12 protein-coding genes and 2 tRNA genes are annotated in these 12,286 nt (G+C 58.8%); 4 read left to right on the top strand and 10 right to left on the bottom strand.

Annotation, left to right across the window (positions count from 1 at the left end):
- Window positions 1-264 precede the first annotated feature (264 nt).
- From GOV80_RS09575 to GOV80_RS09600, 6 genes are all read right to left on the bottom strand, one after another.
- A tRNA-Glu gene (locus tag GOV80_RS09575) sits at window positions 265-339 on the bottom strand.
- Window positions 340-361: 22 nt separating this feature from the next.
- A tRNA-Glu gene (locus GOV80_RS09580) sits at window positions 362-436 on the bottom strand.
- Between the two features lie 98 nt (window positions 437-534).
- Window positions 535-2,277 (bottom strand): single-stranded-DNA-specific exonuclease RecJ, encoded by a 1,743-nt coding sequence (recJ, locus tag GOV80_RS09585; RefSeq protein ID WP_170784298.1) that lies wholly within the window; start codon window positions 2,275-2,277, stop codon window positions 535-537.
- A gap of 93 nt (window positions 2,278-2,370) precedes the next feature.
- A complete protein-coding gene (gene glpX, locus GOV80_RS09590) occupies window positions 2,371-3,351 on the bottom strand; it encodes a class II fructose-bisphosphatase (protein ID WP_170352726.1) in 981 nt (326 codons plus the stop codon).
- 69 nt (window positions 3,352-3,420) lie between these two features.
- Window positions 3,421-4,707, bottom strand: a complete 1,287-nt coding sequence (locus GOV80_RS09595; RefSeq protein ID WP_170784300.1) for a homoserine dehydrogenase — start codon at window positions 4,705-4,707, stop codon at window positions 3,421-3,423.
- A gap of 125 nt (window positions 4,708-4,832) precedes the next feature.
- Complete coding sequence (locus GOV80_RS09600) at window positions 4,833-5,081, bottom strand: hypothetical protein (protein ID WP_170784302.1); 249 nt, start codon at window positions 5,079-5,081, stop codon at window positions 4,833-4,835.
- A 99-nt stretch (window positions 5,082-5,180) separates the two neighbouring features.
- Between GOV80_RS09600 and GOV80_RS09605 the strand changes: the two genes are divergently transcribed.
- Window positions 5,181-5,777: a TetR/AcrR family transcriptional regulator gene (locus GOV80_RS09605; RefSeq protein ID WP_170784304.1), complete on the top strand. Its 597-nt coding sequence runs from the start codon at window positions 5,181-5,183 to the stop codon at window positions 5,775-5,777.
- On the opposite strand, the gene GOV80_RS09610 is transcribed toward GOV80_RS09605, so the two are convergent.
- Window positions 5,758-6,669, bottom strand: a complete 912-nt coding sequence (locus GOV80_RS09610) for a pirin family protein (RefSeq protein ID WP_170784306.1) — start codon at window positions 6,667-6,669, stop codon at window positions 5,758-5,760. The two genes, GOV80_RS09605 and GOV80_RS09610, sit on opposite strands and share 20 nt — an antisense overlap.
- A gap of 91 nt (window positions 6,670-6,760) precedes the next feature.
- On the opposite strand from GOV80_RS09610, the gene GOV80_RS09615 reads away from it, so the two are divergent.
- Complete coding sequence (locus GOV80_RS09615; RefSeq protein ID WP_336510144.1) at window positions 6,761-7,324, top strand: hypothetical protein; 564 nt, start codon at window positions 6,761-6,763, stop codon at window positions 7,322-7,324.
- On the opposite strand, the gene GOV80_RS09620 is transcribed toward GOV80_RS09615, so the two are convergent.
- From GOV80_RS09620 to GOV80_RS09630, 3 genes are read right to left on the bottom strand one after another with little or no spacing between them, the layout of a single operon-like run.
- A complete protein-coding gene (locus tag GOV80_RS09620) occupies window positions 7,284-7,880 on the bottom strand; it encodes a TadE/TadG family type IV pilus assembly protein (protein ID WP_170784309.1) in 597 nt (198 codons plus the stop codon). The genes GOV80_RS09615 and GOV80_RS09620 overlap by 41 nt on opposite strands.
- A 7-nt stretch (window positions 7,881-7,887) precedes the next feature.
- Entirely contained in the window at window positions 7,888-8,418 is a 531-nt protein-coding gene (locus GOV80_RS09625; protein ID WP_170769336.1) for a TadE/TadG family type IV pilus assembly protein, read from the bottom strand.
- Window positions 8,415-10,046 carry a TadE/TadG family type IV pilus assembly protein gene (locus GOV80_RS09630; RefSeq protein ID WP_170769337.1) on the bottom strand — a complete coding sequence of 544 codons (1,632 nt, stop codon included), beginning with the start codon at window positions 10,044-10,046 and terminating at the stop codon, window positions 8,415-8,417. Before GOV80_RS09630 ends, GOV80_RS09625 begins: the two co-directional genes overlap by 4 nt.
- A gap of 328 nt (window positions 10,047-10,374) precedes the next feature.
- On the opposite strand from GOV80_RS09630, the gene GOV80_RS09635 reads away from it, so the two are divergent.
- Together GOV80_RS09635 and GOV80_RS09640 are read left to right on the top strand one after the other, a co-directional pair.
- Window positions 10,375-11,805, top strand: a complete 1,431-nt coding sequence (locus GOV80_RS09635; protein WP_170769338.1) for a Glu/Leu/Phe/Val family dehydrogenase — start codon at window positions 10,375-10,377, stop codon at window positions 11,803-11,805.
- Window positions 11,806-11,931: 126 nt separating this feature from the next.
- Window positions 11,932-12,228, top strand: a complete 297-nt coding sequence (locus tag GOV80_RS09640) for a hypothetical protein (protein WP_170769339.1) — start codon at window positions 11,932-11,934, stop codon at window positions 12,226-12,228.
- Window positions 12,229-12,286 lie beyond the last annotated feature (58 nt).

Consider the following 12,286-nt stretch of genomic DNA (forward strand, 5'->3'; position numbering starts at 1 on the left):
TATGGTTTCCGGCGCGAACCGGATGGCGAGGAGCATCGGCGATTTTTTGCATATGTGTCAAACTAAATTTTTAGTAAATGAAATTGACGTCGTATAATGCGCTGAAAAAAAACACTTTTCAATTTATTGCGAGCGCAGTCACAAGACAGACAAAAGGCTGAGAGGTGGTTTGCCGCAACTGTGAGTTCGGGTTTGTTGTTGAAATCGATTCCCAGACATCCAAAGCGAAACCGGCGGACTGCACGGCGAAAAAGAGGGGGAAAATGGCAGCCCGTAGGGGAATCGAACCCCTCTTTCCAGGTTGAAAACCTGGCGTCCTAACCGATAGACGAACGGGCCATTTAAGCCGAACAAGCACAAGTGGCAGCCCGTAGGGGAATCGAACCCCTCTTTCCAGGTTGAAAACCTGGCGTCCTAACCGATAGACGAACGGGCCACGCTTGCTTGTGGAGGGCCTTTTACGGTTTACCTACACCCCCCGCAAGCCGAAAAATGCAGGGAGGGACAAGTTTTTTGGCGGGGTCGGGCGCGGGCCTAATTTGCCTCGGCTGCGTCCTCCAACCGAAGCTGCACGGATTGCCGTCCGCCCCACGTATTGACCTCGAGCCGCCCAGCAAAATGGAACCGAGCGCCACCGTGGTTGGACAGTTTTTCCCCGATTGGTCCGTCGAACGCACCGAACGCGATGGCGTCCAGACCGCTGCCCACACCATCGGACAGGGACAGTTTCAGATGTGACTCGCCTACGCGTTTGGCAAAGCGCACTTGCAGATCGGGCAGAGCATAGCGTGGGGCAGGGGCGCTGGCGCCAAATGGGCCAGCTTTTTCGATCTGTTCGATCAGGTCCACTGTGGCGGCACCCGGCATCAATGTGCCGTCCAGTTTCAGGTCCGCCGGGCCGCCTTCGCCCGCGCCCTGTTTGGCCAATAGTTCCGACAACCGCGCCATCGCCGGTTCTAGCTGATCGCGCATCACGGTTAGCCCTGCAGCCATCTTGTGCCCGCCACCTTTGAGCAGCAGCCCTTCGGCAGCCAGACGCTGGATCGAAGCCCCCAGATCGACGCCCGAAACCGAGCGACCCGAGCCCTTGCCTTCATCCCCGTCAAAGCCGATCACGATGGCTGGGCGGTTCGCGGCCTCTTTCAGACGCGACGCAACGATGCCAACGACGCCGGGATGCCAGCCCTCACCAGCGGCCCAGACAAGGGGGGCGTCCACTCCACGTTCCTCGGCCTGTTCCATGGCGGCTGCGCGTACGGTGTTTTCGATATCGCGGCGCTCGGTATTCAGTTCGTCCAAGCGCTGCGACAGGGCCTCGGCCTCGTGCATCGAATCGGTGCTGAGCAACCGCGCTCCCAGATCGGCCTGGCCAATGCGTCCGCCCGCGTTCACGCGCGGTCCCAGCATGAACCCAAGGTGATAGCTGTTGGGGGCCGAATCCATCCGCGCCACGTCCGACAGGGCCACCAGACCGGGCCGCTGCCGCTGTGCCATCACCTTCAGCCCCTGACGCACCAGCGCGCGGTTCGCCCCGATCAGAGGAGCGACATCTGCCACGGTCGCCAGCGCCACCAAATCCAGCAGCGAGATCAAGTCCGGTCCCTTAACTCCGGCCTCACGCAGTTGCCGCCCGGCCTCGACCAGCATTAAGAACACCACGCCAGCCGCACACAGATAGCCCAGATCGCCGCTTTCATCCTGCCGGTTCGGGTTCACCACGGCCACGCATTCGGGCAGGGTCTCGCCGCCCAAATGGTGATCCAGCACGATTACATCCGCGCCCTTGGCTGCCGCGATCGGTTCATGGCTCAGCGTGCCGCAATCGACGCAGATGATCAGGTCGTGACGGGCGGCCAGCTCCTGCATGGCGGGCACATTGGGACCGTAGCCCTCATCAATCCGGTCGGGCACGTACAGCGTCGCCTGCAACCCCATCTGACGCAACCAGACCAACAGCAACGCCGCCGAACTGCCGCCGTCCACATCATAGTCCGCAAAAACAGCAATCCGCTGCTTGGCTCGCACCGCCGTCAGAAACCGGGTGGCTGCGACCTCCATATCCTTCATGTCACGCGGATCGGGCAGCAGTTCTTTCAGCTTGGGCTCCAGGAAACCGGGGGCCTCCATCGCGGGAACTCCACGGCGCGCCAGCACTTGGCAAACAGCACGCGGCAGCCCAGCCTGTTGCACCAGCATCTCGGTTGCGCGTTCCACATCCGCCGAGGGGCCGACCCACCGCCGCCCGGACAAAGACTGTTCAACCCCAAGAAAGCTCATGACCCGCCCCTGATATGCCAAGGCCGGATACCTTCCGGACCCGGCCCTTCTTTTCGTTCAAAATACGACCGCCGGAGGCCGCGGCGCAAGCCGCTAGTTGTCGTGCGACCACAGAGGGGTGCGATAGGACATGCGCCGAACCGATCCGGTCTTAGACCGCATCAGCAGGGTGGTGGTTTCCAGCCAACCCGGCTCGCGCTTGATGCGCGGCAACAGCGACCCGCCGGTCACGCCGGTTGCGGCGAAGATCACGTCGGCTGTCACCATCTCATCGCGTTCGTAGATACGGTCCAGATCGGTGATGCCCGCCTTGGCGGCACGGCCACGTTCGTCATCGTTGCGGAACAGCAGGCGGCCAAAGATCTGCCCACCCATGCATTTCAAGGCCGCTGCAGCCAGCACACCCTCGGGCGCGCCGCCTTGGCCCATATACATGTCGATGCCGGTCTCTTCACTTTCGGCGCAATGCATCACACCGGCCACGTCCCCATCGGTGATCAGACGGATCGAGGCTCCGGTCTCGCGTACTTCGGCGATCATCGCCTCGTGCCGGGGGCGTTCCAGAATGCAAACTGTAATGTCAGCGGGCGCGCAGCCCTTGGCTTTGGCCAGAGCCTCGACCCGTTCACGCGGGCTCATGTCCAGATTCACGACGCCTTCGGGATAGCCCGGACCCACGGCCAGCTTGTCCATGTAAACGTCGGGCGCATGCAGCATCGAGCCGCGCGGGCCCATGGCGATCACGGTCAGGGCATTGGGCATGTCCTTGGCGGTCAGGGTGGTGCCTTCCAGCGGGTCCAGCGCGATGTCCACGCCGGGGCCATTACCGGTACCGACCTCTTCACCGATATAAAGCATCGGCGCTTCGTCCCGCTCGCCTTCGCCGATGACCACGACGCCTGCGATATCTAGCAGGTTCAACTGTTCGCGCATCGCGTTGACCGCTGCCTGATCGGCTGCCTTCTCGTCACCACGTCCCACCAGCGAGGCAGAGGCCAGAGCAGCCTGTTCCGCAACCCGCGCCAGGCCCAGCGACAGCAGTCGGTCGTTGAAATCAATCTTGGCAGCACTCATTTTCACTATCCTCAGGTCAGTATAGGCGTTTTCTTGGGCATAGCCTGCGGCCTAGGTAGGCCGCAAGGGTCAAACCTCTTCAATGCGCAGCGCGACCGGTTCGCCCGATACCACATCGGTGTCGCGGAACCCGTCCAGCGCCACATCCAGCGTGGCCCGTGTTGTTTTATGCGTTACGATCAGGACCGGCGCGGTGCTGTCCGAGTGGCCATATTGGCGCATCCGGTCGATCGACACACCGGCATCGCCCAGAATGGCAGCCACTTTCGCCAGCGCGCCGGGTTTGTCGAACAGCGCAAGACGCAGGTAATAGGGGGCGGGCAGGCCGGTGATCGCCGGTGCCGCATCCTGCAACGAGGTCGCGGGCCGGCCAAAGGTCGGGATTTGCAACCCGCGCGCCAGATCACAGACATCGCCCATCACGGCGCTTGCCGTGGGGCCTTCGCCCGCGCCGGGGCCGCGCAGAACGACTTGTTCGACCGCATCGCCCTCGATCACTACCATGTTGGTGCCGCCTTCCAGTTGTCCCAGCGCCGAGCCGCTGGGTACAAGGCAGGGCTGCATCCGTTGGACCAGCCCACGCGCGGTTTTCTGCGCCACACCTAGCAGCTTGATGCGATAGCCCATATCGTCGGCCTGGTGGATGTCATCGAGGCTGATCTGCTGAATGCCCTCAATCTCGATCCCGTCGAAGTTGGGTTTGGTGCCGAAGGCAATCGACGACAGCAGCGCCAGTTTATGTGCCGCGTCGATGCCGCCGACATCCAGATTTGGATCAGCTTCGAGGTACCCCAGCTGGGCGCATTCTTCGAACAGGGCGTTATAGCCTAGCTCCTGCGATTGCATCCGGGTCAGAATATAGTTGCAGGTGCCGTTCATCACGCCCATGACGCGGGTGATTTCATTGCCGGCAAGACCTTCGGTCAGGGATTTGATCACGGGAATACCGCCTGCAACGGCGGCCTCGAACCGGATCACGCGCCCGGCGGCTTCGGCCTTTTCGGCCAGCTCTTGCCCGTGGATCGCCAGCAGCGCTTTGTTTGCGGTTACGACGTCTTTGCCACTGGCCAGCGCCGCCTCGACCGAGGCTTTGGCGGGGCCGTTTTCACCGCCCATCAGTTCAACATAGACGTCGATATCGTCCCGCTGCGCCAGGGCAACCGGGTCGGTTTCCCACGCATAGCCCGACAGGTTCACGCCGCGATCCTTGGACGCGTCGCGCGCCGATACGGCGGTGATTTCAATGGGGCGGCCAGTACGCGCTTGCAGCAAATCCGCATGTTGGCGCACGATCTTGACGACACCCACGCCGACCGTTCCCAAGCCCGCAATTCCAAGCCGCAGCGCCTGTGTCATCCCGTGGGTTCCTTTCGCTCGAATTCATCGCCTTTCGGGCCTTGCCCGTTCTCCGCTGCCTTAGCGGGTTCGGCGCAAGGGTGCAATGCGTCCCGAACCGGGCCAACAAGGGATTTTGACGACGTTCAGTTGATTTCTGCGTTCTGCAGTTGATCCGCCTTGTTTTCCAGCACTTCGCGGCGGGCGTTCAGCTCTTCTTCGACCTCGGCGGCTTCGCTGACGGGGTCGACTGGCGGGCCCAGATTCTGCTGCAACGCGATCAGCTTGGGATAGCGTGCCTTTTTCACGTTGGTAGGTTCCTCTCCCTCCAATTCCGGGAAGTTTGCACAGGCTGCGCAAGCCAGCACAGCGATCAGAAATGGCAGGGGTTTCATTCAGAACCCTTTCGAACAGTACTGCTCCAGTGATGCCTCTTTTGCGACGGCGGTTCAAGCGGGGTTCTATCTGAACATCTGTTCAGATATTGTTGAGTTATGGCACGCACGCAAGGTTCACATTCCGATATCACTGGCCCCCGCATTCGCAAGGCGGCGCTGGCTTTGTTTGCTCGCCACGGCTATGCAGCGGTGTCGATGCGCCAGATCGCGGCCGAAGTTGGTGTGCAGGCCGGTGCGCTGTATAACTACACACCCGACAAGCAGAGCCTTCTATACAGGCTGATGTCCGACCACATGCAGGACCTTCTGACAGCCTATGACGCGCTGGATCCCGCAGGTGATGCCATTGAGGCCCTGCGCCGCTTTGTCGGCTTCCATATCCGGTTTCACCTGCAACGCCCCGATGAGGTCTTCATCGCCTATATGGAACTGCGCAATCTGACCCCCGAGAATTTTGCCGAGATTGAGGCTCTGCGCCGCAGCTATGAGGATTCGCTGGAGACAATTCTGCAAGACGGTCAGCGGGTAGGGCAGTTTGACATCGCGGATACCAAGATCGCCACGTTGGCCGTGATTGCAATGCTGAATGGCGTGATGACCTGGTATCGCGCGGGCGGGCGTTTGTCGCTGGACGAGGTCGAGCGGATTTATTGGGATATGGTGCGACGCTCGGTCAGTGCGCGGGGCGAATGAAGGTGCCGTTTTGCAGCTCTCGAAAGGCCTGCTCCAGTTCGGCGCGCGTGTTCATGACGATGGGTCCGTGCCACGCCACCGGCTCGTCGATCGGAGCACCTGAGATCAGCAGGAAACGGACCCCATCCGGCCCGGCCTGAACCGTGACCTCATCCCCGGTTCCAAACCGCACCAATGTGCGATCGCCGGACATGTCGCGGATATTGACCTCTTGCCCTGCGACCTCTTTTTCCAGCAAGACGCCAGTGGGTTGCGAGGCATCGGCGAAGGCCGCCTGTCCCTGAAACACATAGGCAAAGGCGCGGCGATAGGTGTCGACGCGAAAGGTCTTTTTCACACCCGCCGGGATCTGGATATCGAGATATTGCGGATCAGCGGCGATACCGTCTACTGGGCCGGTTTTGCCCCAAAACTCACCAACAATGACGCGAACCGTGGTGCCGTCATCATCCGTGATTTCGGGGATCTCTTTGCTTTCCACATCCTGATACCGCGGTGCCGTCATTTTCTGGGCCGAGGGCAGGTTCCCCCACAATTGAAACCCGTGCATCTGCCCAGAGCTGTTTCCTTTGGGCATTTCCTGATGCAGAATGCCGGACCCGGCGGTCATCCACTGTACGTCGCCCGCGCCCAAGGTGCCGGTGTTGCCCAGAGAATCCGAATGCTCGACTGTGCCGGACAGCACATAGGTGATCGTCTCTATCCCGCGGTGGGGGTGCCATGGAAAACCGGCCATGTAGTCCTGAGGACGTTCATTTCGGAAATCATCGAAGAGCAGGAAGGGGTCCAATTCGGACGGGTCCTGAAACCCGAATGCGCGGTGCAATTTGACGCCCGCGCCTTCCATCGTTGGCATGGCTTTTCTGGTCTCCAGCGTGGGTCTAAGCGACATATGGGCCTCCTGTATCTCATGCGAACCATGTATCGCGCGGGTAAGGTTCGTCAATTTGCAGTCGGGCACGGGACCTGTGCGCAAAAATGCAATGCACCGCCCTCTGTCCTTCGTCAGCGAAAGCGGCTACATCCGGTCAAACGACCGCGGGGATATGACGATGCAGCAAGAGGTACTGGCCACTGTAAGGGCTTCAACACCAAGACGTTGGCTTGGCGTTGGCATGTTGGCTGTGGTTGGAGCGCTGGTTCTCTATGTGGCAGCGGCAACCCCGCCAGAGCCGGCCTGGCAGGTGTTTCTGGTCTTGGTTGGAATCGCGGCATTCTGGCTGGCGCACCGTATGTGGACTGCAACTGCCGACTGGATCGAGTTGACCAAAACCGAGATGCGTACAGGGTCAGGGCGCGTTATCGCTTATGTCGACAGTATCGAGGCCGTGGATCGCGGGGTCTTTGCGTTCAAGCCCTCAAACGGCTTTTTGGTTCGCACGAAAGAGGGTCAGGCGAACGCCTGGGCACCGGGACTTTGGTGGCGTCTAGGCCGTCGGGTTGGCATCGGCGGCATGACATCCGCCGCCGAAACCAAATTCATGTCTGAGGCGCTTTCTATCTTGCTTATGAACAGACCGGCTGAGGGCCAAGGTTCTGCGCAATAGCGTTCGTAAAACGCGGACGAGTGAATACAAAATTTTCGAAGGTTGAATCGTCGCTTACCCAATCCCCGATGACTGCGGCGCCACCAAAGGCCGGATCGAAGTCATTTGAGGTTTCAACGATGATAAGTGTGTCCTGATCCGGCATCGGCGGCAAAGAGCCGCTAATGCTGGTGATGTTGTCATTGTCCAATTGATCGCAGAAGCCGCGAATGGCGGACCAGTCTACATAATGTCGTGCATCGCCTTCATCATACCTGACCAGCGAAATGCGAACACGTAGTGGCGTACCATTGTCGACCATACGCTCCATCAATTCCTGCATGGAGTCTACGTATGTATCCGTAACCTCTGACGTTTCCCTTGAGATCAGATCTCCAACGGTATAGGCGGCCCGAAGGTTGGCGGCGCTTTGCCGGAAACCGTCGAAAAACGTGTAGGTGCCGGTGACCGTCCAGAACAGCATCGGAAAGACCAGAACAGCCTCGACCGACAGGGCACCACGTTCGTCACGGGCTTTGCGGTTTAATAGGTTTCGAACTTTTGCAAGCAGGGTCATGGGACTATCAAGGCTCCTGAACAAATGCTGTGGTGGCGGTCAGAGCGATCTGGCCCCTGTCGTCAGACAAAGCGCGGCCCATCAACGAAGTGGGGAATACGGGGTCCACTTTTGCGCAGGCCCGCAAAATCATCAGCTCGTTTGACAGGCCCGGTGTAAACTCGCGCACAGGTCTGGCTTCTTCCGAGTTGTCGGTGCAGTCAGGCGTTTGCGGCAAGACAACTCCGGTGAATGCGCTCTGCACGATCATCTCAAGACGCATGTTGTCTTGGCAGTTCTTGATAACCAGGGTCCGTTCGCAGATCGAATCCTTGATGGAATCATGTGTAGGGGCCGTGCCGGTTCCCAAGCGCACGTCCCTTACGGATTGATCCACAGCGCGTTCCAACATCGCCTGCTGGAGCGTGACCAGCGAATACTCCGTCGCGCTCAGGATGAAGAAGATGAATGCAGGAAACAGGAGTGCGAATTCGAGTGTGATCGATCCGTTTTCAGACTTTCTAAAAAGCCGTAGTTTTTTGAATGCTCGATGTGTCATTGAGTCAACCTCAACTTTTTGATCGACGATGCGATCGAGGCGAATGCCTCTTCCAAAGAGATACCTTCGGGATCATCAAACTCGTCGACTTCATAGACATGGCTGTCGGAACTTGCGCAATTCTTGATCGTAGTCAGACCCGCCGCGGGGGCTTCAAAGGCGATCCCGTAGATAATCGTGCCCTTGTTCTTGGCCGCGGCGCAGATATTGGTTGTGCGCGTATTCTTGCTGGACGCCCCTGTCGAGCGGAAGGCGTTGTTGTACCAGTTGGTGCGGTGGTTGTTCTGCCAGCGGTAGTTGTTTACCGCGTTCCAGTACAGGGATGCCTGATTAAACAGTTGGGGGTATGTCAGGCGAGTGGCCCGACCTGGTTCGTTGTCACCAAAAGGGTGATCGCGGAAAACGCCTTGGCGTGTCCAGAAATAAGTGGGCGGGTTGCTGGAAACGCGGGTGCTGTATTCACCTCGTTGGCCGTTGAAATGAACGTAGTTGGGGTTGTACCAGACGTTCGAGTTACCGCTGCGCAGGTCCGAGCGTAAACGGAATTGCGAGGTGTTCTGGCCGTCGGTCATAACAATCACGATTTTCAGAACATCTTCTTCGTATCCCAGCGGGCGGTTGCTGAATTTTGCCGGGACGTTGCCGTCGGTCGACAGATCGCTGACGACATCCTGGAAGGCAGGGTCCAGCAATGCCGTACCCCATTTCATGCCGACGTCAATCGAGGTGTTCCCGGTCGCCGTCAGGGCATCAATTCGGTTGTGCAATACGGTAATGTCGTCCGTGACAGGCGTAATCTCGCTCCCAGCGCGGACCGGGCAAACAGGGGCACTGATCGGGTTTTCCGAGTTCGTGAAAACGTCGAAATGTCCGGTGCGTTCCAACGCCGTTGCCGGGTCAAGGGCTGCTTGCTGGAACTGAGTCGAAGTGAAGTTAACGCAATGCGAAAAGCTGTGCTCGCTTGAGACATTGGTGAACTTGTCCAAAATGTCAGCACCCGCGTTCACCTGAGTGGCATAGGGGATGATTGACATCGAAATCTCGCTGCCTTCCTGCTTTTGCAGCATCAGCGTGACAAATTCCTTTGCCGCATCCCTGAGAACCTCAATCTTGGTCTTGTTTGGTTCGGCTGAATCTTCGTTCATGGACCCGGACATATCCAGAACCAACGAGATTTCGACAGCGCCGATGGATTCCTCGGCGGTACTTGCCGCAACGGCCGTGAGTTGTTTGACACCCGAGAACCGCATGAAATGTGTGGGAACGACGGTCTGCGCTCTGGCAGAAACTCGACGAGACCCTAAGCCTTCCTCGACAACGGGTTCTCCGACCAGTTTATCTCCAAGCCCGGCCTTTTCCAGATAAGAAACCACGACCGCTTTCGGAGGCAGTTGCTGATCAAGATCCGCGGCTGCCAGAACGGCGCGGTCCAACGTGGACTGAAGGTTCGCGCGATCTCGCTCAAAGTTCATCAGGTCAACGCCCATACCGGTCGTTGCCAAAATGACAAGGAAACCCAGCAGCACAAAAATGGTGAATGCACCGTCTTCTCGCTGCGCGAAATGACGAGCTAAAGGAATTTGTCGACCAAAAAACGTTTTGCCGCCGTGACGTGCGTGTTCAATCATTATGCAGACCTCGTTGAGCAGACATCCCAAGCTGCTAGGAAAAAGTTAACGCATGGAAATTACTGGTGAAACGTGGCGGGAATTGGGCGAAACGGCCCCCCTTTAGGCCCTTTTGGGGGCAAATGGAGGATAATTTATCGAACACGTGTTGCTCTGTTTTCCCGCTGGCGACAATCGCGTTGGCGCTGACGATCCCTCGCGACTCAGCGGGGGTTCAACAAGATGTGCAGAAAATTTCGACTTTTATTTCTGCTTAAATATTGATCGTTTAAGTCAGGGGTGCGACAAAACGTCAGAACGCCAGTCGTTCGTTGGCACGGAGGTATAGATGACGGCCATTAATGAACCAAGTTTTCGTGAGAGTGTTGATTTGATGTTCAACAGGGCGGCGTCCCTGATGGATTTGCCCCCCGGACTTGAAGAAAAGATACGTGTCTGCAATGCCACCTACACAGTTCGTTTCGGTGTGCGCCTACGTGGCGACATACACACCTTCACCGGATACAGATCGGTTCATTCCGAGCATATGGAACCCGTGAAAGGCGGTATCCGCTATGCGCTGGCCGTAAATCAGGACGAGGTCGAGGCGCTGGCTGCGCTGATGACTTATAAATGTGCTTTGGTAGAAACGCCGTTTGGCGGCTCGAAAGGCGGGCTATGCATCGACCCGCGCAAGTATGAAGAGCATGAGCTTGAGCAGATCACTCGGCGCTTCGCCTATGAATTGGCCAAGCGGGACCTAATCAACCCGTCTCAGAACGTTCCGGCCCCCGACATGGGTACAGGTGAGCGGGAGATGGCCTGGATGGCCGACCAATATGCGCGGATGAACACCACCGATATCAACGCGCGCGCTTGTGTAACTGGCAAGCCGCTGAACGCAGGTGGTATCGCCGGGCGGGTCGAGGCAACGGGGCGCGGTGTGCAATACGCGCTGCGCGAGTTCTTCCGCCACCCGGAAGATATCCAGAAGGCGGGCCTGTCAGGGAAGTTGGAAGGCAAGCGGGTGATCATTCAGGGGTTGGGTAACGTGGGCTATCACGCGGCTAAATTCCTGAGCGAAGAGGACGGAGCGATTGTCACCGGCATCATTGAGTGGGATGGCGCGCTATATAACCCTGATGGGATCGACGTTGAATCCGTTCGGCAGTGGATCGTCAAACATGGCGGCGTCAAGGGTTACCCGGACGCGACCCATTCCGCCGAAGGCTCGGCAGTGCTGGAACAAGAATGCGATATCCTCATCCCGGCGGCGCTGGAAGGCGTGATCAACCTGGAAAACGCTGATCGCATCAAGGCCCCGCTGATCATCGAGGCGGCCAACGGCCCTGTGACGGCGGGCGCGGACGAGATTCTGCGCAAGAAGGGCACCGTGATCATCCCGGATATGTATGCCAACGCAGGTGGTGTGACGGTCTCGTATTTCGAGTGGGTCAAGAACCTCAGCCATATCCGCTTTGGCCGGATGCAGCGCCGGCAGGAAGAGGCGCGGCACGAACTGATCGTCAGCGAACTGGAGCGTCTGGACCGGTATCTGGGCGATGCCTGGTCGATGTCACCGGACTTCAAGGCCAAGTACCTGAAAGGTGCGGATGAGCTTGAGCTAGTGCGCTCGGGCCTCGATGACACGATGCGGATTGCGTATCAATCCATGCGTGAGGTTTGGCATAGCCGCGATGATGTCGAAGACCTGCGCACAGCTGCGTATATCGTGGCGATCGACCGGGTCTCGAAAAGCTATCGCGCTAAAGGGCTGTGATGTCAGCGCAGGGGCGGCCTTGGGTCGCCCCTGTGCAACACGAAGGCGCGAGGTGCAAAACGGCGATGGCGGGACGGGTTTGCCGGGGATAGACTGCCGGAACAGAAACGAATCCCGGAGACCTACATGTTGCGTATCGCCGTTGCGGCCCTTGTACTGGCTACCCCTCTGGCCGCTCAGGAAACCAAGGAACAAAGCTGCAAGTTTCAAGCCGACGTCGTGGCCGCCATTCAGCAGGCGCGGCTGGACCGGGTGAAGGAACGCGACGTGCCGCAGGCTGTCGCCGATGCAGGGCCCACTTGGCCAGAAAATTACAATGCGGCTATCCCGCTGATCACGCCTTGGGTCTATGAGCAAAAGATGCGCGACGTGCGCAAGAAAGACCTTGGTGCCGCCTGGCTGGAGCTGTGCTTGCAGCAATAATCCACAGGTCCGCCATTTCCCTGTGGACAACCGCGCGCCATCCCCTTGGCGCGCGTTT

Source organism: Ruegeria lacuscaerulensis (assembly GCF_013034685.1).
GTDB classification, from domain to species: domain Bacteria; phylum Pseudomonadota; class Alphaproteobacteria; order Rhodobacterales; family Rhodobacteraceae; genus Ruegeria; species Ruegeria lacuscaerulensis_B.